Genomic DNA, 25038 nt, shown 5'->3' with positions numbered 1-25038 from the left:
TTAATAAACCAACCCCTAAACGGTTGGCTTATTTTTTTCGAAAGAATAGACGTGGCTAAGATTTTCTTATAAGATATAGCTATAACATTTGGAGGAGTCTTTTATCATCGTAGAATTCATTAAAGAACATCGCATGGACATTTTAAAATACCTTGGCATTGTCATCGCCGTCCTCTTCTTTTACATCCTATTCATGGATTATTGGCCAGAAATTAAAATGATGTTCAATCCAGCTACCCGCGGCACGGCGATTCAAGAAATCCGTGACCACGGTCTAATTGATGCTGTCTTATTGATCTTCTTGTTGTACATCTTGACCATGATTCCAGGGGCACCAGTCGCAGTTGTCGGCGTTATCACTGGGATTTGTTTTGGAAAATGGCTTGGCATTATCATCAACGTGATTGGACTTTCAGCCGGAAACTTTGGGACGACTAAGATTGTTTCATCATTTAAAGGGATTGCTAGAAAATACGAGAACAATAAGTATGCCAAACACTTTAAACACTTAAAGCATCCCCTCCTCGGTCTGATTATCGGATATTCGATCCCCTTTATCCCAACGTTTCTAGTCAGTTTTCAGGCCAATCAGGATAAGAAACGGTTTCCAGACAAGAAAGTGAAGATTGCGACGATTCTAGGAAGCATTCCCATCTCAATCATCTATTCGCTTGGTGGTGACACGATTTTGCAGGGGAGTTTCAAGAAACTGATGGTGTTAATCGGTATCATCGTCGTTTTTGCCCTCATTGTGTTCTTTTTAATTAAACGACTGGTAACCGATAAACTCTAATCGAGGAACCCGTTTCCAATTGTTTTTAAAAATGGTAATATAGTAGAGTATAGTAACAATTTATTAATGGAGGTTTTACCATGGCTAAGCATGACAAAAAAGATCAAATTAAAAACTTGCTTGACTTGGAATCCGATAACGGTCCAGTTTTAACAATCACTGTACCCTTGGATCCTAAGGAAGACAATACTCGTAGAGACAACACCCAAATCAACAGTTTGGTTGACACTGCTAAAAAAGCATTTCAAAAACAATACAAACCAGAACTTTGGAACGCCTATGATTTTCAAATTAAGAACTACCTAAAGACTTTACAACCTAAGGCAACCATTGCTAAGGGGATCATCATGTACGTAACTAACGATTCCATCGAAGTTGCTCAATTGAACTACGCTCCACAAACAGCATTCTCATTCTCAGACAAATTGCAAATCTTACCAATCGTAAGACAATACCAATTCGTTCCTGACTTTGACATGTTGTTCTTACAACGTGACGACTTCAAAGTATTTCACGTTAACGACTTGAGCGTTGTTGATGATGACACCGATACCCCAGATCCATTTGACTCAGACAAGACTGAGACTGAGACCCAAGATGATCCTAGAAAGAACGGAGCTAAGTGGGATACTCACGAATACTACGAATTGGTTGACAAATATGTTCAAAAACATGTTTCAAACAAGGACCACAATCCATTAGTAGTTGTTGCAAACGCTGAAGACGAAGGCCGTTTCAACCGTGCTACTCACAACCCATACGTGGTTGAAGACAAACACGTTGAAATGGATGCCGCCGTTAAAAATGCTGGCGAAAACGTTCAAGAAGTTGCTCAAACCATCCATGATAACTTCGTTTCAGATGGTGAGAAATCAATGAAAGACGTCTATGACAAAGCCGACGGTGCTAAGAAGACCACTGATGACTACGATGAAATCTTGAAGGCTGCCATTGACGACCGAATTGCTAACCTAATCATCCAACAGGATGCTTACGTTCAAAGCAAGGATAACGGTGAGGACGTTGAAGTTAACGCCGAAGGTTCACGTCCATCTAATGAATTAAACTCATTAGCATTGACAGTTCTTGGCCTTGATGGTGATGTTACTGTATTGCCTGCTGACGATATGCCAACTGACAAGAAAGTTGCAGCTATTTTAAGATGGTAATTTTAAAAAAGAGCTTGGTAACCAAGCTCTTTTTTTATGCGCAAATTTAATATATTTTTAGCGTATGTATATTAAGGGAATTTAAATATGTCAATAGATAAACAGCTAAATAGGGAATTACCTCAAGCCTTAATAATCACAAACTATCAAAATAGTAAAACAAAACAGATTAATGAGTATAAAAAATTACTCAAAAAAACACTTAATATAAAAGAAATAACAAAAATTAATCTCCATTTTTACAAATCAATAACCAATGAAAAAAAACGCACTTAAATTATCAGTTTTTAACGTCCATAATCATTTAACTGACAAATTAGTCTTAACTTTGCCACAATTTAATTTATGTGTACCTGAAATGAAAAATATCAATAAACAAGCCGAAATCCTAATTAAAGAAAAAACTATCTACGGTTTAAAGGATCAGGCAGGTTTAGAACGAATTTTGGGCCAAATTAATCAATATTTATTTAATAAAGACCTTCATCCTACCATTATTGATAAGGCAACTTATATTTGGCATTCCCTAGCAAGCTACCAATTTTTTACGAATGGTAACAAAAGAACAGCCATGTTAGCTGCTCTCACCTTTCTTAGTAATGATTATTATACATTTGATATATATGATGACATGGCTCTCTATACGATTTCCGTTGCAATTGCTCAAAAAAGCATGTCACAAGCTGAGTTAAAAGAGTATGTTACCTTTCATTGTTATTTAGACTTAGATTTAATGCAATCTACACTTGGCGTTTGACAAAACTAAATTTATAAAATAGCATGTATTGAAAGCATAGATAGTGGTTTAAGAAAGGAGAAATTAATATGAATATAACCGATAAAGAGCTGAACCAATTATTCGATAAATTAATGGATCCCAAAAACCGTAAAAGAATTAATGAAGAAGCTAATAAGAAAGTAACAGATAACCTTAAGGTAATAAAAGCACTCAAGATGCTTTCTAAGATATAATTAACCACACAAAAAGGCCTTGAACTCCACAGTTCAAGGCCTTTATTTTTACTTCTTTTCAAAGAAATCGTTCGCGATATCCTGATAAGCATTAATCGTATCGAGATAACTCGATAGTGTCGTGTACTCGTTAATCTGATGCGACGTATTATTCTTGTCAGGCCCTAACAAGATGACTGCCATCTTATCGTTTTCCTGAACGTAAACACTCGCATCAGTTGCACCGTTATTGACAATTAACTCGGGCTTGCGATTCTGATAGTCCTTTTTAGTAACCTCGTAAGCATCCTGGACGAACTGATTGTCCTTATCGGTTTCAATTGGATAAAAGTTGTGAACCAACTTAAATTCAAGGTGATATGGCGTCTCATCGTTCACTTTATCAACGACTGTTTGAATCAATTCAATCACGTTGTCGTTATTAAATGAAGGAGTCGGACGGACGTTTCCAAGCAAACTAGCCGAACCAGGAATGATGTTAACTTGTTCTCCACCGTTAATGACGGTGATACTGTGTTGGACTTTGCCAAGCACTGGATCAACTGGTAAATCGTTGAAGAAATCCGGCTCAACTTGAATGTATTTAACCAAACCCGTAATAGCGTTCAACCCCAAATCAGGAGTCGAACTATGCGCTGGTTTCCCGGTACTCATAATCTGATAGTTCAAACTACCGGAGTGCGCGTAGGTGACGTCCCCGTCGGATGGTTCACCCACAATCATAGCGTCCACATCGTCAATGTACTCTGGTTCAATCTTATAAGCACCAGGGGCACCGAATTCTTCCCCGGAAGTCGCAATCAAACGAATCTTGCCGTCAGGAACCTCGCCCTTATCAGCTAGTTCACAGAGGGCAATTACCTCGGCTGCCAGTCCACTCTTCATGTCAGCGGCACCACGACCGTAGATCTTGTCACCCACGATTTCACCCTTAAAGGGATCGTGTTTCCAATTTTCCGGATGAGCAACTGCCACCGTGTCTTGATGTCCCTCTAAAGCCAGCACCTTGCCGGATTCACCAGTTCCAAGTTCAGCAATCAGGTTGGCACGACCGTCGCCAAACGGAAAAATCTTACTGTCAATGCCGTGCTTTTTCAGCAACTTTGACAAGTACTCTGAGATCTCAATTTCATTACCATTGACAGACTTAATCTGAATTAGATCCTGTAAAATTTTGATTTTCTCTGCTTTTTCCATTCTTAAACACCCTTCTTTAAATTCTTATTTATTAACCGCGATCGGCGTGGTTAGCAAACTTGGCCCAGACGTCACCAACAACTTGAATAATCAAAACCATGATGACAACCAGGATTGTTGCGACTAAGGTTGTGTCGTTTGCGAAGCGGTTGTACCCGTATGAGATGGCCATGTTACCAAGACCACCAGCACCAATGGCACCGGCCATTGCGGTTAAACCAACTAAACTAATCAAAGTTACGGTTGATACTCGAATCAACTCTGAACGCGCTTCACTGAGGTACACACCGAAAATCAAGTCCCAGTTCGTGGCCCCTAGTGATTCCGCTGATTCAATGATGCCATGATCGACACTCTCCAGGGCGACTTGGACCTGCCGCGCATAAAACGGAAAGACCCCGACTGATAGAGGTACTAAAGCGGCCGTCGTCCCGATTTGGGTTCCAACAATCTTCTGCGTCACTGGGGCAATGAAGGCCAGCAAGATGATAAAGGGAACGGCTCGGAATAGCGAAACAACTTTGTCGATAATCCAGAACAGTGGATGACATGGCATAATCCCGTTATCCGCAAAAATCACTAAACAAACTCCAAAGATGATTCCTGCAATCCCACCAAAGATTGCGGACCAAAACGTCATGTAAATTGTCTGATTAACGGCTGTGATCCAGCCTTCTTCACCATTTAATCCCTGTGAAACCACGTTGGGAAAATGAGTTGCAAACCAAGCTCCCATTATTCTGCCTCCTTCAATTCAGTGACCTTGATGTCTTGACCATTAAGGTATTTAACCGCTGCTTCTTGATCCTCTTGACTTCCAAGTAAATCAACAATCAACGTTCCAACGACCTGCTCACCCAATTTTTCAATATTACTGTAGATGATACTTGCCGAAATATGGAACTTCTCGTACAGGCTAACGATGATTGGATCGCTAATGTCATCTGATAGATACGTCAACTGAACTAGATTTCGCTTGTTAACGTCAATGTTCATCGACTTCAAGATTTCAAGTGCGTTGAAACTGTTTCCAACAATCTTTCTGGTAGTTGGATTCTTCGAATCAACGAAGATATCAAGTAGATTACCAACATCAACCACTTTTCCTTGACTCATGATGGCAACTTCCTGACAAATCCGTTTGATGGCTTCCATTTCATGGGTGATCAGAATAATCGTTAAGCCATATTTCTCGTTCAATTCTTTCAGTAAATCCAAGATTTGATCGGTATTTTTAGGGTCAAGCGCTGAAGTGGCTTCATCAGAAATGAGGATTTTAGGGTCATTAGCAAGGGCTCTGGCGATCGCAACTCGTTGCTGTTGACCACCAGAGAGCTGGGATGGATAGGCTTTTAAGTAATCACCCAAACCAACAATGTCGAGCATCTTCTTGGCTTTCGCTTCACGTTCCTTTTCCTTTAGACCACTGTGTTTTAATCCGAACTCAACGTTGCGTTGGACATTTTGTTCTTCTAGCAGATTAAAATGCTGAAAAATCATTCCAATTTGGCGCCGTTCGTCACGCAACTCTTTCGTATTAATTGAAGAAACTTGGTCGCCTTCTTTTTTATAGAAGGTTTTCCCAAACACATCGACTTCCCCGTCGGTTGGTTTTTGTAGCAGGTTAATGGTTCGAACTAACGTCGATTTACCGGCACCGGAGTAGCCAGCAATTCCAAAAATTTCACCTTTGGGAATTTTCAACGATACGTCTGAAACGGCGTGAATCACATTCTTTTTTTGTTTGAACGTAACTGAGACGTCCTTGAATTGCACAATATTATTACTCATTAGTTCCTCCTAAAATTTACGATTCCAAGCAGGAATTTCGGTGTTTCCATAATACTTCTTGACCAGTTGCTCGGTCTTCTTGGTCTGGAATGATTTTACAACGTCTTTGTAGTTCTTGTTATTCTTCTGGTCCTTGTTAGCAGCAATCAAATTGATCCACTGTTTCGAATCATTGTTGAGTGGTTCGGTAAAGATCGTTTCCTTATCACCTAAGTGAGCGGGAACGGCGTAGGTGTTATTAATAACAGCACCGTCCACACTGTTTAGTACTCGTGGGGTTTGTGATGCGTCCACTTCTTTGAAATTCAAGTGCTTCGGATTGCTCTGAATAGCGTTTAATCCTAAAAAGCCCTTCTGGTTTTTCAAAGTGATAAGTCCCGCGTTCTTAAGGAGGTAAAGCGAACGACTCTCATTGGAAGTATCGTTTGGAACGGCAATCGTCCCACCATCCGGAATGTCCTTAACGTTCTTGTACTTCTTTGAATAAAGTCTGATAGGAGCGATATAGGTGTTACCAACGGAAACAATGTCAGAATGATTTTGCTTATTCCAGTTATCTAAGAAGGCATAATGTTGAAATGAGTTCAAATCAATCTCGTGTTGAGTCAAAGCCTTGTTCGGTTGCGTGTAATCAGTGAAGTGGGTGAACTTAATGTTAACCCCATACTTCTTCTTAGCAGTCTCAGCGACTGACTTCCAAATCTCATCGTCTGATTTAGAGCCGCTCATTAGACCGACGTTAACGGTCTTTTTACTTTCAGCAGAGTGTCTGGCAAAACTAAACCAACCTAACCCAACGATCACAACCACAATGATAATTCCAATAATCCACTTAGTACTTCTCCTCATGATGTCCACTTCCTAATTTTTATTTGATTGCTTAATTCATTAAATTAAATAAAAAAAGCATCCGCCCTTTAATTAAAAAGGACGAATGCTTTCGTGTTACCACCTTAGTTTACAGTTACCCTTTCAAGTAACTGCCTCAAAGACTACTCTAGTCGACGTCTGAACTAGAAGAGCCTTGCGATGATATCGGTAGCAACCCCGTCGCTGGTTCGAAATTCTTGCCAGTAAATGATTAAAAGTCCATATTCCCCGAATTCATCTCATCCCTTCACACCGACCAGAGACTCTCTTAGAAAATTCAACGGGTACTCAGCTTTTCCATCTCGTTTATTTAATTTGTTGTAAGTATACTAATCCGTCGACCAATATCTGTCAACAAAAATTTTAATTATTTTTTAAAACTAGCTAGTGAACCCATTGGGTCCCAAGGTTCAAGCATCTTAGGGGCCTGTTTTTGTTCCTCAAGTTGCTTGTCAGACATGTACTTCTTGTTGATAACGGTCTGGTAAACAAATTCGTTGAACCAGTCGTCACTCATGACAAAGTAACCTTTTTCACCGACCTTTTCACCCCAGCTGTTTTCAACCTTCCACTTGGTTGGTTGATCATTGACTAGGTCAACGCCGGTAATCACCATGGCGTGGGTCATCATGCTTTCCTTGTAGTCAAGTCTTGCACCCTTACTCATCTTCAGGTCAGTGCTGAACAAAGCATCCTTGTGGTACAAGTGCGTATCCATGATGCCCTTTTTACGATCAGAATCTTGGACAACGTCACAGCCGAACCAAACCGCTTCACCGTTCTTTAATTGCTTAATAGCTAAGTCTTTCAATTCATCAATCTTCAGGTTTAAATGCTTAACCTGTCTGCCACCAACCACGTTGCCTAACATTTCAATCGTGTAGGTTTGGTCAAAGGGCTTGTCACCAGTTGGTGAGTTAATCAATGAAACGTAGTCTTCCAGGTTGATGTTGACGTACTTATCAAAGAATTCTTTCGGAGTCAGGTCCTTATCAATGTGGTACTTATTGTCAGTATCACGGTATTCAAAATCAAAGCGCTTCGTTGGGCGACCCAGCGAGTATGCCAAAATGCGGTAAACATCGTTTAGCATCTCACTCTTAGTTGATTCAAGCTTTTCTTCGGTCGCACCGTCCTTCACCATTTTACGCAATTCTTCCGCATCCCGACGTAATTTCAGGTTTAAAGTCTGATTCAATTCATCAGAGCGATTACTATTGTAAGTTTCAACCATGGTTGAACTTGGAACAACTCCGTACTTTTCAATGATGGCGCACAACATGTCCCATTGCCCCCCGTCTTGTTGTGGGGTTTCCATTAAGAAGTCGATCTTGCGTGAACCTAATGGTTGATCAGCGGTTTTAATCACGTTTTCTAAGAAATAGTTTGATTTTTCAAACTTATCCCAGAAGTTAACGTAGTTTTGTGATAATTCAAATTTTGGTGAAACCTTGTAGTTTTCGGCAATCTTAAAACGCATGGTGTTAAGTGCTGAAAACATCCAGCACCTTCCACTTTGCTTCTGATCAGCAACGTGTTGTTCGGGAACTTCGACCGAGAAAACTCGTTTCATTTTTTCATCAGCCTTGTAATCAGCAGCACTGTTGTTAATCCCATTATGAGAAACGGCCCGTTCTAAGACCAGACTGTCGTCTTTGTCTTCATAACTTTTTTCATACCATTCCAGGTCTTGCGGATTAATTGCTTTCTTATCCAAAATGATCACTCCTTAATATTTTTCTTGTCAGTATTGTATCACTTGTCCTCTCGTTTGAGACACTTTTAACTTGACCAATCCTAATCAAATCTCAATTTCAATCGTTAATCAAAAACTTGCATAACTAAACCCCATCACAAAGGGATTCTCATCCGATAAAAGTTACATAATCAAAGATTTGTATCATTTTCATTATTTAGCTCCCATTACCCATGTCACAAGTTTTGTAACGTCAAGTAAAAACGTTGATATAACGTCACTTGCTTTAAAAATTTATTAAGATTCTTAAGAAAAATATAAAAAACGTATTTACTTTTGTGAAACACGCGCGTATATTCGACAAAAAGCAAAACAGCAAACATGGAGGTGTTTCATTTGAACCATAAGAAGATATTTTCAGTAGCATTCATTGGTGCCGCTTTAGCGCTGATGCTTACTGGTTGTTCTTCTGGAAGTAGTAAATCGGGGAGTAAGGACATGGCAGTCAACTCCAGCGATATTATTTCTACGATGGACTCAAGTATGGTAACGGATAGTATTGGAGCGCAAAACCTAAACAACACGATGGAAGGTCTTTATCGCTACAATAACCGCAAGATTGAACCTGGCATTGCGACCAAAGTCGTTACCCCAACCAAAGGTGGAACTCAGTATAATTTCGATCTGAGAGACGCCAAATGGTCAAATGGAGACCCCGTGACCGCGTATGACTTTGTCTACGCATGGAGAAGAATCGTTGATCCAAAGACGGCTTCTCAATACTCCTACATTTTTGAGGGAGTTAAAAACGCTGACAAGATTACCAACGGGAAGGCTTCACCAAAGACCTTAGGAGTTAAGGCCATCGGTCCCCATAAGTTACAAGTTAACCTGTCGCAACCAATTCCTTACTTCAATTCTCTCTTAACTGGTGCGTCATACTTGCCACTCAACCAAAAAGTGGTTGAAAAGGCTGGAAGTCAGTATGGATTAAACAGTAAGGACATGGTATTCGATGGACCATTCAAGTTAGATAAATGGCAGGTTGGAAACACCGCCTGGACTGAGAGCAAGAATAACTCGTACTGGAACCAAAAGAACATTAGATTGAACGCCGTTAAATACTACGTTGTTAAAGATCCCAATACCGGACTTAACTTGTACTCTAGTCACGTAATTGACCAGTACAACGGCCTAACTGGTGATTCAGCTAACCAACTGAAAAACGAAAAAGACTTCTCAACGAAACCAACTTCAAGTACTTTCTACATTGAGATGAACGAGAAGAAGGATCCGTTCTTCAAGAACACCAAGATTAGACAGGCCATTGGGCATTCAATCAATCGGCAACTCCTCTCTAACCAAGTGTTAGGTAAGACTGCTACACCGGATTCAAGTGTCGTTCCAGCTAAGATGAGTTGGAACAAACAAACGGGAGTCGACTTTAAAGACGAAAGTCAAAGTAAACAGGATGCAAATTATAACGACTACAATCCTAAGTTAGCTAAAAAGCTTTGGACTGAGGGTCTAAAGGAGACCGGAAAGAAAAATCTCAACTTAACCTTATTAGGTGACGATACCGATTCTTCCTTAAAACAATCCGAATTCTTGCAGGCTGAACTCCAGAAATTGCCTGGACTAAAAGTGACCCTTTCAAACGTGCCATTTAAGAACCGACTTCAACGTTCTTCTAGTGGGGACTTCGACATGGTTGTCTCAGCTTGGAACGCCGACTTCCCAGATCCAGTAACCTTCTTGAACCTCTTTGAAACTGGTGGTGCTATGAATGACGGTCACTGGTCCAACAAAGAGTTTGACCAACAGATCAAACAAGCATCTGATAAAAACGCCGGCAACTATCAAGCCCGTTGGCAGAACCTCCTGAACGCTCAGACCATCTTGACTAAGCAAGAGGGAGTCGTTCCACTTTACCAGCAAAACACCGCTGCTCTTACCAGAAGCGACGTTCACAATTACAACCTGTCACCAAACGGGAATTTCAATCTCGCGGCTACCTACAAGAAATAAAGAGAGGTAAATTAAAATGACTAAATACATCATCCGTCGAATTTTCTACCTAGTCCTCACTTTATTCATTGTTGCCTCGGTTACCTTCTTCCTGATGAAATTTTTACCCGGTACGCCTTACTCAAACCAGGCAAAACTCCAGCCAAGTCAAATCGCAATAATGAACCAAAAGTACGGATTAAACAAATCACTTTGGGATCAGTACTTAATCTACATGGGAAATTTACTCCACGGAAATCTAGGTACTTCATTTCAATTTAACAACCAACCAGTTACTCAATTGATTGCCCATGACATTGGTCCTTCAATGCAGATTGGTACCCAAGCCATGGTCGTTGGTTCTGTTCTTGGCATCATCCTTGGTGCCGTTGCCGCCATCAAGAAAAATACCTGGGTTGATTCAAGTGCCACCTTCATCTCAATCCTTGGAATCTCAATCCCAAGTTTCGTTTTAGCCGTTCTGCTTCAGTACTACTTTGGCTACAAACTACAATGGTTCCCAGTTGCCCTCTGGCAGAACTTCAGTTCTAGTATCCTACCGACGTTAGCGCTTGCGGCCTTTCCACTCGCAAACGTCGCCCGGTTCATGAGAACTGAAATGGTTGATGTCTTAGACAGTGACTACATTGAACTGGCAAAAGCCAAGGGTGATTCGGAAAGAAAGACGATTACGCATCATGCGCTAAGAAACTCACTGATTCCGGTCATCACCATCGTTGGTCCCATGGCCGTTTCAATCATGACGGGTTCACTAGTTGTTGAAAACATCTTCTCAATTCCTGGAATTGGTAATCAATTCGTTCAGTCCATTCTGACGAACGATTACCCTACCATCATGGGACTCACAATCTTCTACTCATTCTTATTAGTTGTCATTATCTTAGTTGTCGATATCCTCTACGGAATCATCGATCCACGAATAAGACTAGGAAACGGAGGTAAAGAATAATGGCCGAAAACTTACCACCACTTGAAGATCAGTTCCAGTTCGCAAGTGACGATCTTTCAAACTTGGACACTGAATCGGAATCAATTAACACCCCATCTTTAACGTACTTTCAAGACGTTAAACGAAGACTAGTTCGAAATAAAGTTGCCATGACTTCTTTGATTCTCTTAGTCATTATCGCCCTAGTCGCAATCTTCGCCCCGATTCTTTCACCGCACGATCCAAACGCTCAAAACGTCCTGTACGCGAACTTACCACCAAAGTGGGGTTCACTTAACATCCCCGGTCTAAATGGGATTCACGAAGCCGGTGGCCACATGGTCAACGCATATCAAGCAGAACACGTTCCAAAGGGAACTTACTACATCATGGGGACCGACTACCTTGGTCGTGACCTCTTCTCAAGAATTCTGTACGGGACCCGGTTATCACTGTTTATCGCGGTTGTTGCGACAGCCGTTGACCTTCTTGTTGGTGTTCCATACGGTTTAATCTCCGGTTGGGTTGGCGGTGCCGTTGACACCTTCATGCAGAGAATCGTTGAAATCCTCTCATCAATTCCTAACCTAATCGTCGTTGTTTTATTACTACTAATCCTAAAACCCGGAATCACTTCAATCATTATCGCCATCGCCTTTACCGGATGGATCACCATGTCACGTTTAGTTCGTGCTCAGACCTTTAAACTAAAGGAATCCGAATACGTCTTAGCCGCCAGAACCCTTGGTGAATCACCATTCAAGATTGCGATGAAACACCTGATTCCAAACCTCAGTTCTACTATCATTATTCAAACCATGTTCACTATTCCATCGGCCATCTTCTTTGAAGCCTTCCTAAGTTTCATTGGAATTGGGATCCCAGCACCAAACGCATCCCTTGGTACACTTCTAAACGATGGTCAGAAGGCCTTTCATTTCTTACCATATCAAATGTGGGTTCCAGCAATCGTACTGTCTGTCATTATGATTACGACCAACCTGCTTGGAGATGGATTAAGAGATGCGTTCGATCCAAAATCTAAGTAAAGGAGACAGATAAGATGGCTCAAAAAGTTTTAGACGTTAAAAACCTGTCAATTGATTTTGCTACCCTAAACGGAACCGTGAAGGCCATTCGTGACGTTAGCTTCCACCTTGACAAAGGAGAAACGCTCGCCCTTGTTGGCGAATCTGGTTCAGGGAAATCAATCACCGTGAGAACTATCATGCGTCTTCTAGCTGATAACGAAACCATCACCAACGGTACAATTGATTTTGAAGGCAAAGATATTTTAAAAGAATCAAAAAAACAAATGGACAAGATTCGTGGTGGCAAGATTGCCATGATCTCTCAGGATCCCATGACCTCACTGGACCCCACCATGAACATCGGTAATCAAGTGGCTGAACCACTACGAGTTCACGAGGGAATGTCCAAAGGAAAAGCCTTAAAGCGGGCGGCCGAGGTACTAGAAGAAGTCGGCATTCCCAACGCGAGAGAACGGATGCGCGACTATCCCCACCAATTTTCTGGTGGTCAAAGACAAAGAATCGTGATTGCGATGGCTATTATTGACCATCCTGATGTTCTAATCGCCGACGAACCGACTACCGCATTGGACGTTACGGTTCAAGCTCAAATCATTAAGCTACTAAGAGAGTTAAAGGACAGAATTGGAACGTCGATTATCTTCATCACCCATGACTTAGGGGTGGTTGCTAACATTGCTGACCGAGTTGCCGTCATGTATGCGGGTAAGATTGTCGAGTATGGAACCGTTGACGACATTTTCTACAATCCACAACATCCCTACACATGGGGACTACTTGATTCTATGCCAACTTTATCCATGAAGAGTGATCGATTAAACACGATTCCAGGAACGCCACCCAACTTGATTAACCCACCAAAGGGTGACGCTTTCTATGCCCGGAACAAGTACGCTTTAAAGATCGACCATGAACAACAACCACCCTTCTTCAAGGTCAGTGACAGCCACTACGCCGCCACCTGGTTGTTAGACAAGCGAGCTCCAAAGGTTACCCCACCGGAATCAATTCAAAAGCGTCAGGCTGAATTTAAGAAACGAGGTGAAAACGACCATGACTAAAAAGGACCCAATTGTTTCAGTTAAACATTTAAAACAATACTTTAACGTCGGAAAGCCCGACGAAGTTAAGGCCGTTGACGACATCTCATTCAACATTTATCCTGGTGAAACGCTGGGACTGGTTGGTGAATCTGGTTCTGGTAAAAGTACGACTGGAAGAGACATCATTCGTTTATACGACCCAACTGATGGTGAAATTGACTTTGAGGGGCAAAACATCTCGAAGTTAAAACGAAAACAGATGAAAAACCTCCGAAGTCAGATGCAGATGATCTTTCAGGATCCGTATGCCTCACTGAACCCCCGAATGAAAGTGGAGGATATCATCGCCGAAGGCCTTGATATCAATCACCTGGTTAAAGATTCTGATGAACGAGATAACCGAGTTCGGGAGCTCCTTCACCTCGTTAACCTAAACGAAGAACATGCCAGTCGTTACCCCTACGAGTTCTCTGGTGGTCAACGACAACGAATTGGAATCGCTAGAGCCCTAGCGGTTAAACCTAAGTTCATCATCGCTGATGAACCAATTTCCGCCCTGGACGTTTCCGTTCAGGCTCAGGTCGTAAACCTAATGCAGGACATTCAAGAAAAAGAGGGTCTAACGTACCTATTCATCGCTCATGACCTTTCAATGGTGAAGTACATTAGTGACCGAATTGCCGTCATGTACGCTGGTAAAATCGTGGAAATGGCTGATACCGATGAGTTATACAACCATCCCCTTCACAAGTACACCCAAAGCTTGTTGTCAGCAGTGCCAGTTCCTGACCCACACTCAGAGAAACAGCACAAGATTATCAAGTTCGACCACAGTCAACCATTTAAAGAAGACCAATACCTTCAAGAAGTCCGTCCTGGTCACTGGCTGTACTGCAGTGATGAGGAAGCTAAACAATACAAATAACCGTTTCAAAAACGTTCGATTGAAAATAAATTCAGTCGAACGTTTTTTATTTCTCTTAATTCAGCCTTCAATTGCGGGAGTAACAAGGGAATGGTATTATTAATGTGAATAATGAATTCAATCACAAGATGGAGGCTTATCTCAATGAATAACACTAACGAAAAATTCTGCGTTAAATGTGGCAAGAAGATCCCAAAGGAAACAAAGTTCTGTCAGTATTGTGGTGCCAAACAACCAGAAATCAATTCGACCCCGCATAATGAGTCACAACCAAGTCCAGCAAGTATGCAACCTCAGACTACTAGCAATCAGGGCAATCCTGAAACCATCAGTACCCTTTTACTGGTGTTCGGTTGGATTTCCGCCGTTTTGTCGACCCTTTTTGTCCCCATCGTGTTTGGAATTATCGGAATTGTCCTTGGCGCAATCGAACTCAAATACCACCAAAATGCTGGAATTATTTTGATAATTGCGTCAGTTGTTTTGATGATCATTGGAATTATTTTCGGGATGGTCATGGGTTCACAAGTATTTTGAAAGTAGGATGAAATCTAATGAATAATACAAAGTTTTGTGTCAACTGTGGTAAAAAGATCAAAAAAGACGCGAGCTTTTGTCAATATTGTGGGGCTGAGCAGCCACAGACAACCAAGCAACAACCCAAAACCAGTCCGACTGAGAATCATCCCCGAAACAATAAAAGTAACTTGAAGAAACTGCTAGGTGGGATTGGAACCATTGTCCTTGCCGTTATTTTCGGTTTGAACTTCTACTTTAGGGCACGTCATGTTTTCCCTAATCAGGATACGAATGCTAGTAGCGTGATTAAGTCGATTAATCACACAGCCCGTCCCGACAACGATGCACCAAATGGATTTTCATTAAGTGATGAACTTAGTGAAGCACATGCCACGTTAATGTATAATACGAAAGACAAATCATATAAATTTTACATAAAGCATCCAAACGATAAAAAGAATGCAAATTATGGTAGCTTCTACTTGATCAAGGCCAAATTACCACACCATAATCAGTCATTTTACATGTATAAAGTTCTAAACAATGACGATTCTAACGAAGACCCTAAGAAACTCCCATTACAATTAGCTGGTAGTCTCACTGATACTTTCCACCTGACCAAGACCGCTATTAATGTCAATTGGGGAGACAATATGAAATCGGGAAAACAATTTATTATGGGTCCACAACAATAATAGTTAGTAAAAAAACACTGCCCATTAAGCAGTGTTTTTTTACTAACTATTTTAATTTCTTCAAGTAGCTAACATCTGGTCCGCCAAAGCGATTGCCTTCGTCCACAGAGCTAAACAACATGAAGATGAAAACGATAATACTTCCAACAAATGGAATCAGTTGTAACCACCAGAAACCAGCTGAATAATTGATGTCATGAAATCTACGACAGGTGGAAGTGATTTGTGCAATACCCGCGGCAACACCAAAAACAAGAAATGCAATTCCAATCAATATTGTAATCGCGTATGCCACCGAAGAATCTATACTACCGAACACAAACATCAAGAAATAAAAAGCAACTGTAATTAAACATACATCTAAGTATGACCACCAATACGACGCCCTGCTCATCCTTCCAGAAATATGAAACATGTTCCCAAAGTAATCTTTAAACGATGTAATCATGTTAGGTGATGAATATTCAGATCGAATATTCGCTCCATTATCAGATTCTGGCCGATAAGTCTGCTGCTCATTATTAGTTTCTTGATAACCATAATTAGCCTGTTGATTATCAGTGCTTTGACTACTTTGGGCATCAGCCATTTCGGGTTGAGCTTGACCACAATAAGGACAGAATTTCACATCCGCCTTTAACAATTTACCACAATTGGGACAGTGCTTGGTGTCATCCATCATAAAACCTCCATATTATGTATTTAAATCGATGTTAATGTAACATCTACTTTTATTTTACACTATTTGCCATATCAAAATAGGCGAAAATGAACATTTTTGAACTATCTCCGTCAATTTGAGTCTGAATTGCCAGATTAAAGGCACCATCACAATTATTTTCTTTCACAATATCTCTAATTTTATTAAAAGCTTCCTGTTGAAAATCCCGCAAAATCTGGTCGTCATCTGGAATATAGTGGTCACTTAACGCCACTGACCCGTTTTGATTGAATTCATATCCATCAGGAATTGCACCAGCTGAAACAGGAATCACAATTTCAGGTTGGCCCACTTCTTGTTTTTCATTTGGGTCAACCTCAACCGTAGTTGTTTCATCTTCCTGATTCATTTCTTCCAACTCATCGATACTGGGTTGTTTATACCCACATTTCGTGCAGAACTTCACGTCAAATGGAATCTCAGCTCCACAGTTAGGACAAAATCTTGTTTTTAATGCCATTTTTCTTTCTCCTTTTCGTATGTATTAAAGGGACTCCAGCCAGAAAGTTAGAACCCAAATTAATCTTATCACATACAAATCTTAATTAGCTACAAAAAATGAGAAACCATCCCTGGTTTCCCATTTATCAATTATTCTTCATTTTGCAATCGAGAATGGTGAATTCCGTAAACAAAGTAGATCACAATTCCCAGTGCTAACCAACCAATTACCGCAATCTTGGTCACGTTCGGTAACATGATGATGAAGTAGATACTCATCAGTCCGGCTAGGATTGGCAAGTACGGGTAAAGGGGCATCTTGTAACCAGTATTCTTGATGTCCTTTCTTCGTCTCAATGGAATAATTCCAAATGAGATAAAAGCAAACGCAACCAAAGTTCCAGCGTTAATCAATGAAACTAGTTGGGTCAAAGGAACAACCCCGGCAAAGATGGCCTGAATGATGACGGCTAACCAAACCGCGTAGGTTGGAATTCCAGTCTTGTGGTTAATCTTCCCCATTTTCTTAGAAATTAGTCCGTCACGTCCAAGTGAATAAACCAGTCGGGAACTCCCGATGACCATGGTGACCATGGCGGTGAAAATCCCAAACAGCGCTCCAATCGTGATGGCCTTGTTCATAAAGTTCAGGTGCACCACGGAGAATGCCAAAGCGGCCGGATCGTCAACGTTTAGTAGTGAGTAATGAACCATTCCGGTCAGGACCAAAGAGAACCCGACGTACAGGACGGCCGCAATCAAAACGGTTCCAAGGATTCCCTTGGCCATATTCTTATTAGGATTAATGGTTTCAGCGGAGTTCGATGCCAACGCGTCAAAGCCCATGAAAGCAAAAAAGACGGTGGCAGCGGCGGTTGAGATTCCCCCTAAACCAAACGGAGGGGTGTGAAATTGTTTCGGGTAAAACGGAACGTAGTTGCTTGACTTGATGTAAAAAACACCCACAACGATAAACAAAACAATGATGCCAATTTTGACCAGCACGGCAACATTTTCAATCTTCTTGGAAAAATTAGTTCCCATTAAAGCGAGTAATCCAACTAACAGGGTAATGACAACGGCACTGATGTTGACGATACCACCCTCCATCGGTCCACTTTGGAGAAACTTCGGAATGTTAATCCCAATGGCGGCTAAAATATTGTTATTAAAGTACGAAGCAAATCCAGTGGCCTCAGCGGAGACTGCCAAGAAGTACTCTAGGATTAGTCCCCAACCAAGAATCCACCCGATAATCTCGCCGTAAACGACGCTTCCAAAGGAGTATGCTGAACCAGCAACGGGCATTGCCGACGAAAACTCGGCATACGCCATACCCACGACCCCAGCTAAGATGGCAGCAAGCAAGAATGCCAGTGCGACTGCTGGTCCTGCGTGTAAAGCTGCTTCGTGTCCTGGAAGAATAAAGATCCCAGTTCCGACAACGGCTCCGACGCCAAGACCAATTAGATCTTTAGCGGTCAGCGTTCGCTTTAAGCCGGCATCGGCTTTGACGAAACTAGCAACCGATTCTTTTTTGAACATATTATGCATATGCATCACTCCTTTTCATTTGTATTGCATTGAATTGTACCGTGAAAAAAAGATGATGACAATTACTTTTTAAAGATTTTCTTAAATAAAAAAGAACTGAGACCATTTCATCCCAGTTCTTAGTTAATTTTTTTTACTTTTTAACCGCCCACTGTGGTTGTTCACCCTTTAGGACCTTCACGATCTCACTGGCGGCATCGTGAGCCATCCGGTTCATGCATTCCACCGTGTTAGAGGCAATGTGCGGTGTCAACAAGACATTATCCAGCTTGTAGAGTGGACTGTCCATTGGTAGCGGTTCAGAATCAAACACATCCAGGGCAGCGGCCTTAATTTCGTGACTCTTTAAAGCGTCGATTAGATCATCCGTATTAACGAGTGCTCCACGAGCCAAATTAATGAGAACCGCCGAGTTGTCCATCATCTCAAACTCACGTTTACCAACGCTTTGTTTAGTCGAAGGCAGCACCGGCATGTGTAAAGTGACGATGTCTGAATCAGTAAAGATGGCATCACGATTAACCGCCTTACCGTATTCAGAGTCTTCAGCATGGGGTGAATTGTAGATGACATTCATCCCCAGTCCACTCACCTTCTTAGCGACCATCTTACCAATTCGGCCGTAACCGAGAATTCCGAGGACCTTGCCTTCTAAATCAAAACCCATATGATCTTTCTTGTAGTTCCAGTTCCCCTTACGCATCTCGTGCGAATCATTGGTAACGTTCTTTGATACGTCAAAGATTTCGGCTAACGTCGTTTCCGCAACCGTTGAGGCATTGGCGAGCGGCGTAATTGTTACATATATGCCATGTTGTACCATAAAGGGAACATCGATGTTGTCATAACCCACACCGTTTCTAGCGATGATCTTTAAGTTCGGCATTTTTTCAATCGTCTCATTTGGAAATGGCGTCGTCCCAATCAGGATGCCATAAGCATCGGCGGCCATATCAAGCAACGTTGAAATCTTTTTGTCCGGTAATTCCACAACATCAAAGCCACTGTCTTTCAGTAGCTGTTTTCCATCTGGAGCCAAGCTTGCTTGTACTGCAACTTTTTTAGCCATCATAATCTCTCCCATCTACTTACGATTCACTAACGTGTTCTTTTTTATAAAATTCATTTAATTCACTTGGAGTCGGATAACCGTCGTTATCACCGGGCGTCTGAACCTGAAGCGCCCCAACTGCATTTCCCCGTATGACCGCACTCTTTAGATTTTTGCCCTCTAATAGTGCGGTAATTACCCCGAGTGCAAACCCATCACCGGCACCAACTGTGTCGACGACGTGATCGACCTTGAAACCAGCTACCGTATACGAATCACCGTTTTTGGTTTTCACGTAGGCTCCATTTGGGCCCAACTTAATGAGCACCGCGTTCGTGCGTTCGCCATTTTGGAGGTAAAAGTCAGCGATTTTTTCTGGGTCATCACTTCCCATGAGGACCTTGCCTTCGTTTACACCTGGCATCACAATGTCAGCGTTTTTAGCTAATTCGTTAATCGTCTTAATCATTCGATCATGATCACCCCACAGTCCGGGACGCAGGTTTGGATCAAACGTTATCTTGATTTCATTATTAATCAATCGGTCCATTAATGCACGATATGAGTCTTCCGCTTCAGCTGACAAAGCCGGAAAGATCCCCGTTAGATGAGCCATTTTGACGTCGTCAAGATTAATCTCGTCAATGACTCCCCGCTTTAGATGCGAAGCGGCCGATCCCGTGCGATAATTGAACGTCTGGGGATCACCGTGCGTCACCATCTGTTTTAATTGATGACCCGTCCAGTGATCGGGATCGTCTTTAACGTAGTCAATGCCAACGCCGTGGTCGATAATCACGTCTTTGGCGTATTTACCCAGCGGATCGGTTCCCACCTGAGACACGTACTCAGCGGAATGTCCCAGTCGTTTAGCACCAATAGCCACGTTTAGCTCCGCTCCTCCGAGGATTTTTAGATAGTGGGTTGAATCAGCTAAAGTAGCGTCAGGATCGGTTGAGGCGAACGTCACCACTGGTTCACCAATTGTCAGAAATTCACTCATAATTTTCACCTTTCTTTAATCATCTATCCGAAGAATAAGTACACTAATATTTCGTTTAAAATGGAGACAATCCACATGACCGGAACTCCCAGTTTCAACAGTTGCTGGGGGCGAACCTTCATGTAGTCAAGACCCCAGACGTTCCATGACTGAGTAATATCAGTTGAAACCGCCATCAAAGTTGGGACGTACATTAACGGTAACAAGAACATGTCGTTAAACATTCCGGTGGCGGAAAGTACGGCGGCCGTCGCAGCTCCTGCACCCCAGACCTGAAGTGGTCCTCTAAACAATGCTAAGGGAGCAAGAACTCCGATTCCAAGTGCTAGAAGTAAGTGACTGTTTGGCAGGATGGCGCTGAAGATTCCCTTGAAACGACCAGCGTTTAACTGAGCCGCCCCGGCAAACATAACCAGTGCCATCAAGAACATGATTAAGCCCGAAATGTCGTTAATGGACTGTTTAATCGTGGTATTAAGAAATTCTTTGAATTTTTTGTAGCCGTTCATCTTACCAGTCACAAGCATCGCTAGGATACTAGAAAGGATCAAGGCTGGAATGGCATCCCAGCCGAGCGCCATGTTCAAAATAACGGGAACAACTGGGATGGCGTACGCAATGTACGGAATCTTGTCGACGTCTCCCGGGTCAGTTGCCCCGATTTTCTTCAGGTTGGCCTCGGCATTCTTTGGATTGAACGTGTGACGTTTCATCACTAGAAACAAGATCACCGCAATTAGTTGCACCGCCATGGCCGCCCACCCAAATTCAAGGTAATGCAGATTGTATTGAGCCTTGGGGAAGAACGCCTTAATCTGATTAAAGAGCACGACGTTGACGTACATGGCCGAACCAATCGACAAGGCAAACGTCGTTAGGGCCACGTCTCGTGGAATCCCCAATGACAAGAGGATTGGTAACAAAATGACACCGATGGCAATGACCGAACCCACTCCGTAGGAACTGACAAACAACAGCGCCGTAACTAAGACAATCAGGATGGCGGCCAGTAAGGGATGCGATTTTCCAACCTTATTCGTTTTCTGTGAAATCGATGGCGCAATGCCACTGTCAACCAGCACTCGTCCAAACCACGAACCAAAGACAATGTAGATAATCGTCGAACCGTACTTCAAAGCGGGCGTCGAGAAGACCGCTGTCAAAGCGGTGTGATATGGGATCAGGCCGATGACGGTCCAAAGAATCGCCATGACGAAGAACCCAATGGTCAGGTCCCCACCTTTAACAATGTAAAAGATAAAGCCAGCAAAGGTAACCAGTAATAGAATCGCAATAATGGTATTCATCAACTACATCACCTCATCTCTCAGCAACTTGACCTGACGTTCAACGTGTTCGTCGTCTTCCATCGGAAATTCAAGCGCTAAATCCGCCGTTTTCGGTAACTCGTTCAGGATGTTTTTCCAATCAAACATGCCGTCGTTTAGATCGTCCGCGGTCTGTAAGTCATCTTCATCAAACTGGTTGACGTTCTTTAGATGAATGTAATCGGTATACTGGTACAAAGAATCAGCCGCATAGTCCGCACTTTGATGGGTAAACGCCCAGTTGCCAAGGTCGTACACGTACTTAATGGGCAGCCCATTCTTTTTCGCTTGGTTTAAAAAGTGTTTAACATTAGCCATTTTGCCACTAACCTCGGTTTGATCGTTTTCCACGTTCATTTGAATCTGATCGAGTGGTAAACCGTCAAAAGCATGGGACAAATCACCGTCAAACGCCCGAAAGTTTCCCACGTTAAACTTGATTTTGGTAATTCCCATTTGTTGACCCTCATCAAAGTATTGCCTCAACTTGGGATTAACTGAACCGTCCTTTAAAAACAGCACATCGGGGACACTGTAATTCACCAGTAATCCCGTTCTCAATCTGGCATTATCAATCTCATCCAGTTCCTTTGAAAAATCCTTGATGTATTCTCGTCGAACTTCAATTCCGTCAACGTTCATTTGTTTCACGCGTGGGAATAACGCTGCCTGACTCGTACCGGCTTCGATGTCATTTACAAAGATCCATGTATTTAAAAACAATCGCATCAATATCCACTCCTTTTTTAATTTGATACCGCTTTCATATTGATACTTATGGTAAACGTTTACATAAAAGTAGTCAATACTATTTGGCAATCTTTTTTCTAAAAATATGTAATCGTTTTCCATGACGCCATAAAAAAAGACTAGCCTCACTAGGCTAGCCTCGATACTTAAAATTGGGCTGGAATCTCAATTTTTTTCGCAATCGGTTGGGAATCACTCTCAATCCCTTCAATCAGGATCTGAGCGGCATTCACCCCAATCTGAAACGGATCCTGATTGATAACCTTGATTCCTGGGTCAATATTATCTACCAGTGAAGTGTCAGAAAATCCCGTCATGTGCATCCCATCGGACTTCCGAATTACCCCATCCCGAATCAACTTGGGCAAAAACTTCAAGAGCCACCGTTCCTTTAAAGCAAAAATCAGACCCCCATTTGTTTCTTTGATGTCATTTTTCAGTTTGGCGTATGCCTGATGAAATGAAGCCTCATCGTTTCCCGGTTGAATGATCGTGACGTGGTTCCCATAGACTGCTTTAATCCCGTTCAGTCGTTGTTCTCGGGTGGAAACGTTTTTTACATTATTTGTAATCACAAAGACGTGGCTTAATCCCTGGTCTTTAAAGTATCGCGCCGCTTTCTTACTGACCTCATAGTTATTGGTAACCACACTCGGCCACGGACTGCCCTTAATCTGCCGATCTAACATGACCACCGGTACATTTGTGGGAATTGAGCTTTGAAAAGCGTCCAGGTCGTTACTTAACGGCTGAATCAAAACGCCACCAAACATTTGTTGGTTAAGTGACGATAACGTGTCAAGTTCCCGCCGTTCATCACTATCGGAGTCCATTAAGACCGCGATGAAGTTGTTCTTTTTTAAAACCGAATTAACACCCTTAAAAATCTCCGTGGAAAAGTAATCATCAACATCCGCCGCAATGACCGCCACCAATCGACTTTGCTTGGTAATGAGCTGTCTGGCGGATTCGTTTGGCACGTAGTTCAACTTTTTGATCGCTTCGGTAACCCGCTTGGCAGTAGCATCGGACATGTGGTTGGTCTTTCCGTTTAAGTAGCGTGAGATGGTGGCAGTTGACACTCCTGCTTCTGACGCAACGTCTCTAATCGTAGCTACTGAACCCATTTGGATCACTCCCATCGTTTTTTTCATTCTACCATTTATTAAACCATTGTTTCAGACCAATAAAAGAATTCATCAATTAATTGATGAATTCTTATTGAGTTACTTAAATTTAAGGTTCCAAGCCGCTTGTTGATTAATCCCGGACTCTTTCTTAATCAGTTTAGCGGTCTTCTCGGTCTGATAGGCTTTCACTAATTCCTTGATTTTCTTGCTATGTTCGTCGCGCTTCTTTGCGGCAATGAAGTTGACCCACTTATGCGAATCCTTGGTAAATGGCGCCGTATAAATGGCCTTCTTCGGACTCAGGTTCGAACTTTCAGCAAAGTTCCCGTTCACAACGGAAGCTCCCGTTGAGTTCAGTAATCGTGGCGTTTGCGAGGCGTCAACTTCCTTAATCTTCAGGTTCTTCGGATTACTAGTAATGTCCTTGACGGTGGTGAACGCCTTTTTCGGATTTAACTTAATCAACCCCGCACTCTGAAGGACGTGTAAAGCCCGGGACTCGTTGTTAGTGTCGTTTGGCACCGCAATGGAAGTTCCACTGGAAATTTCATTAACCGACTTAAACTGATTGGAGTAGATTCTCATTGGCTCAATCACGGTATCCCCCACCGGCACGATGTCCGTGTGGTGGACGTCATTCCAATTGTCCAAAAATGGGTAGTTTTGGTAGGCATTCACGTCGATGTCTCCGTTAGTCAGAGCGTTGTTAGGCTGTGAATAATCGGTAAACGTCTGAAACTGAACGTTTAGGCCGTACTTATCCTTGGCGTCTTTAGCCACTTCGTTCCAGATGGCCTGTTCCTGTTTGGATCCGGCCATGATGCCAACGGTAATGGTGTTCGCTTCAGCTTCTGATTGGTGGAAAAAGCTGAAGTATCCGGCGATTCCAATAAACAATATAATTCCAATCCAAATTAAGTATTTAACCCATCTTCTCATCTGCGTTCCTCCCATTTATTAACCAAACAAAAAAGCATCCATCCTGTAAAAAGGACGAATGCTTCCGCGGTACCACCTTAATTCATAGCCGTCTCACAACGACTACCTCAACGGTTACTTGTAAAAATAACTAGGCCATGATATCGGCGGCATCCCGTCACCAGCTCACGATTTACTGGTGAAAACTCCAAGTCCATCTTCAACAACGCTAACTCATCTCATCGCACCAACCTGAGACTCTCTTTGAGTTTCTTCTGCCTACTCAACTTTTCCGTTTAGTTAATTTATTGTTTTTAATGGTCGTTACTTTACATGCTTTAAAACTCAATGTCAATCATTTTTGAGAAAAAATAGAATAACTTTTAAAGTTATTCTATAATAATGATATTAAATCACAAGGGGGAATTACCATCTCGAAGTTCATACATAAGCATTTTACGCTA

25 protein-coding genes and 2 other annotated features are annotated in these 25038 nt (G+C 42.2%); of the genes, 11 read left to right on the top strand and 14 right to left on the bottom strand.

Annotated elements, in window-relative coordinates:
- Window positions 1–133: 133 nt before the first annotated feature.
- From AC6UD8_RS00410 to AC6UD8_RS00395, 4 genes are all read left to right on the top strand, one after another.
- Window positions 134–793, top strand: coding sequence for a TVP38/TMEM64 family protein (locus AC6UD8_RS00410; RefSeq protein ID WP_500696383.1), 660 nt, complete (start codon window positions 134–136; stop codon window positions 791–793).
- Window positions 794–873: 80 nt separating this feature from the next.
- Window positions 874–1962: a baeRF3 domain-containing protein gene (locus tag AC6UD8_RS00405; RefSeq protein WP_500698945.1), complete on the top strand. Its 1089-nt coding sequence runs from the start codon at window positions 874–876 to the stop codon at window positions 1960–1962.
- Window positions 1963–2218: 256 nt separating this feature from the next.
- Window positions 2219–2719, top strand: a complete 501-nt coding sequence (locus AC6UD8_RS00400; RefSeq protein ID WP_500698942.1) for a type II toxin-antitoxin system death-on-curing family toxin — start codon at window positions 2219–2221, stop codon at window positions 2717–2719.
- A gap of 68 nt (window positions 2720–2787) precedes the next feature.
- The gene (locus tag AC6UD8_RS00395) at window positions 2788–2934 is read left to right on the top strand and encodes a hypothetical protein (protein ID WP_500698939.1); all 147 of its coding nucleotides are present in this window, start codon (window positions 2788–2790) and stop codon (window positions 2932–2934) included.
- A 48-nt stretch (window positions 2935–2982) separates the two neighbouring features.
- Here the strand turns inward: AC6UD8_RS00395 and AC6UD8_RS00390 are convergent, their stop codons facing one another.
- From AC6UD8_RS00390 to AC6UD8_RS00370, 5 genes are all read right to left on the bottom strand, one after another.
- The gene (locus tag AC6UD8_RS00390; protein ID WP_500698936.1) at window positions 2983–4131 is read right to left on the bottom strand and encodes an ArgE/DapE family deacylase; all 1149 of its coding nucleotides are present in this window, start codon (window positions 4129–4131) and stop codon (window positions 2983–2985) included.
- A 31-nt stretch (window positions 4132–4162) separates the two neighbouring features.
- The gene (locus AC6UD8_RS00385; RefSeq protein WP_500695429.1) at window positions 4163–4867 is read right to left on the bottom strand and encodes a methionine ABC transporter permease; all 705 of its coding nucleotides are present in this window, start codon (window positions 4865–4867) and stop codon (window positions 4163–4165) included.
- Complete coding sequence (locus tag AC6UD8_RS00380; protein ID WP_500695430.1) at window positions 4867–5922, bottom strand: methionine ABC transporter ATP-binding protein; 1056 nt, start codon at window positions 5920–5922, stop codon at window positions 4867–4869. The genes AC6UD8_RS00385 and AC6UD8_RS00380 overlap by 1 nt, the downstream gene beginning before the upstream one ends.
- A 9-nt stretch (window positions 5923–5931) precedes the next feature.
- Window positions 5932–6771, bottom strand: coding sequence for a MetQ/NlpA family ABC transporter substrate-binding protein (locus tag AC6UD8_RS00375; protein WP_500696375.1), 840 nt, complete (start codon window positions 6769–6771; stop codon window positions 5932–5934).
- A gap of 74 nt (window positions 6772–6845) precedes the next feature.
- Window positions 6846–7102 (bottom strand) — a binding site (T-box leader).
- Window positions 7103–7159: 57 nt separating this feature from the next.
- Entirely contained in the window at window positions 7160–8509 is a 1350-nt protein-coding gene (locus tag AC6UD8_RS00370) for a C1 family peptidase (protein WP_500698932.1), read from the bottom strand.
- Window positions 8510–8875: 366 nt separating this feature from the next.
- On the opposite strand from AC6UD8_RS00370, the gene AC6UD8_RS00365 reads away from it, so the two are divergent.
- From AC6UD8_RS00365 to AC6UD8_RS00335, 7 genes are all read left to right on the top strand, one after another.
- Complete coding sequence (locus tag AC6UD8_RS00365) at window positions 8876–10516, top strand: peptide ABC transporter substrate-binding protein (RefSeq protein ID WP_500699319.1); 1641 nt, start codon at window positions 8876–8878, stop codon at window positions 10514–10516.
- A gap of 16 nt (window positions 10517–10532) precedes the next feature.
- Window positions 10533–11465: an oligopeptide ABC transporter permease gene (opp3b, locus tag AC6UD8_RS00360; protein WP_500693318.1), complete on the top strand. Its 933-nt coding sequence runs from the start codon at window positions 10533–10535 to the stop codon at window positions 11463–11465.
- Window positions 11465–12493 (top strand): ABC transporter permease, encoded by a 1029-nt coding sequence (locus tag AC6UD8_RS00355; protein ID WP_500693317.1) that lies wholly within the window; start codon window positions 11465–11467, stop codon window positions 12491–12493. The genes opp3b and AC6UD8_RS00355 overlap by 1 nt, the downstream gene beginning before the upstream one ends.
- 14 nt (window positions 12494–12507) lie before the next feature.
- On the top strand, window positions 12508–13557 hold the full coding sequence (locus tag AC6UD8_RS00350) for an ABC transporter ATP-binding protein (RefSeq protein WP_500695433.1): 1050 nt from the start codon (window positions 12508–12510) through the stop codon (window positions 13555–13557).
- A complete protein-coding gene (locus AC6UD8_RS00345) occupies window positions 13550–14464 on the top strand; it encodes an ABC transporter ATP-binding protein (RefSeq protein WP_500698930.1) in 915 nt (304 codons plus the stop codon). Before AC6UD8_RS00350 ends, AC6UD8_RS00345 begins: the two co-directional genes overlap by 8 nt.
- 144 nt (window positions 14465–14608) lie before the next feature.
- Window positions 14609–15001 carry a zinc-ribbon domain-containing protein gene (locus AC6UD8_RS00340; protein WP_500693314.1) on the top strand — a complete coding sequence of 131 codons (393 nt, stop codon included), beginning with the start codon at window positions 14609–14611 and terminating at the stop codon, window positions 14999–15001.
- A gap of 17 nt (window positions 15002–15018) precedes the next feature.
- The gene (locus AC6UD8_RS00335; RefSeq protein WP_500698928.1) at window positions 15019–15678 is read left to right on the top strand and encodes a zinc ribbon domain-containing protein; all 660 of its coding nucleotides are present in this window, start codon (window positions 15019–15021) and stop codon (window positions 15676–15678) included.
- Between the two features lie 46 nt (window positions 15679–15724).
- On the opposite strand, the gene AC6UD8_RS00330 is transcribed toward AC6UD8_RS00335, so the two are convergent.
- From AC6UD8_RS00330 to AC6UD8_RS00290, 9 genes are all read right to left on the bottom strand, one after another.
- Window positions 15725–16357 carry a DUF805 domain-containing protein gene (locus tag AC6UD8_RS00330; RefSeq protein ID WP_500698926.1) on the bottom strand — a complete coding sequence of 211 codons (633 nt, stop codon included), beginning with the start codon at window positions 16355–16357 and terminating at the stop codon, window positions 15725–15727.
- A 52-nt stretch (window positions 16358–16409) separates the two neighbouring features.
- Window positions 16410–16859, bottom strand: coding sequence for a zinc-ribbon domain-containing protein (locus AC6UD8_RS00325; RefSeq protein WP_500698925.1), 450 nt, complete (start codon window positions 16857–16859; stop codon window positions 16410–16412).
- Window positions 16860–16990: 131 nt separating this feature from the next.
- Window positions 16991–18394: an APC family permease gene (locus AC6UD8_RS00320; protein WP_500698922.1), complete on the bottom strand. Its 1404-nt coding sequence runs from the start codon at window positions 18392–18394 to the stop codon at window positions 16991–16993.
- Window positions 18395–18527: 133 nt separating this feature from the next.
- Window positions 18528–19463 (bottom strand): phosphoglycerate dehydrogenase, encoded by a 936-nt coding sequence (locus AC6UD8_RS00315; RefSeq protein WP_500698920.1) that lies wholly within the window; start codon window positions 19461–19463, stop codon window positions 18528–18530.
- A 19-nt stretch (window positions 19464–19482) separates the two neighbouring features.
- The gene (locus AC6UD8_RS00310; protein ID WP_500698916.1) at window positions 19483–20448 is read right to left on the bottom strand and encodes a sugar kinase; all 966 of its coding nucleotides are present in this window, start codon (window positions 20446–20448) and stop codon (window positions 19483–19485) included.
- Window positions 20449–20471: 23 nt separating this feature from the next.
- Window positions 20472–21758, bottom strand: a complete 1287-nt coding sequence (locus AC6UD8_RS00305; RefSeq protein ID WP_500698913.1) for a Na+/H+ antiporter NhaC family protein — start codon at window positions 21756–21758, stop codon at window positions 20472–20474.
- Window positions 21759–22505: a sugar phosphate isomerase/epimerase family protein gene (locus AC6UD8_RS00300; protein ID WP_500723538.1), complete on the bottom strand. Its 747-nt coding sequence runs from the start codon at window positions 22503–22505 to the stop codon at window positions 21759–21761.
- 167 nt (window positions 22506–22672) lie between these two features.
- Window positions 22673–23653 carry a LacI family DNA-binding transcriptional regulator gene (locus AC6UD8_RS00295; protein ID WP_500698909.1) on the bottom strand — a complete coding sequence of 327 codons (981 nt, stop codon included), beginning with the start codon at window positions 23651–23653 and terminating at the stop codon, window positions 22673–22675.
- Window positions 23654–23752: 99 nt separating this feature from the next.
- Complete coding sequence (locus tag AC6UD8_RS00290; protein ID WP_500698906.1) at window positions 23753–24595, bottom strand: MetQ/NlpA family ABC transporter substrate-binding protein; 843 nt, start codon at window positions 24593–24595, stop codon at window positions 23753–23755.
- A gap of 47 nt (window positions 24596–24642) precedes the next feature.
- Window positions 24643–24876: a binding site (T-box leader), on the bottom strand.
- Between the last annotated feature and the right edge of the window lie 162 nt (window positions 24877–25038).

The sequence above is a fragment of the Fructilactobacillus sp. X1R3C1 genome (assembly GCF_059901545.1).
This window is presented reverse-complemented; position numbering and strand designations above follow the sequence as displayed.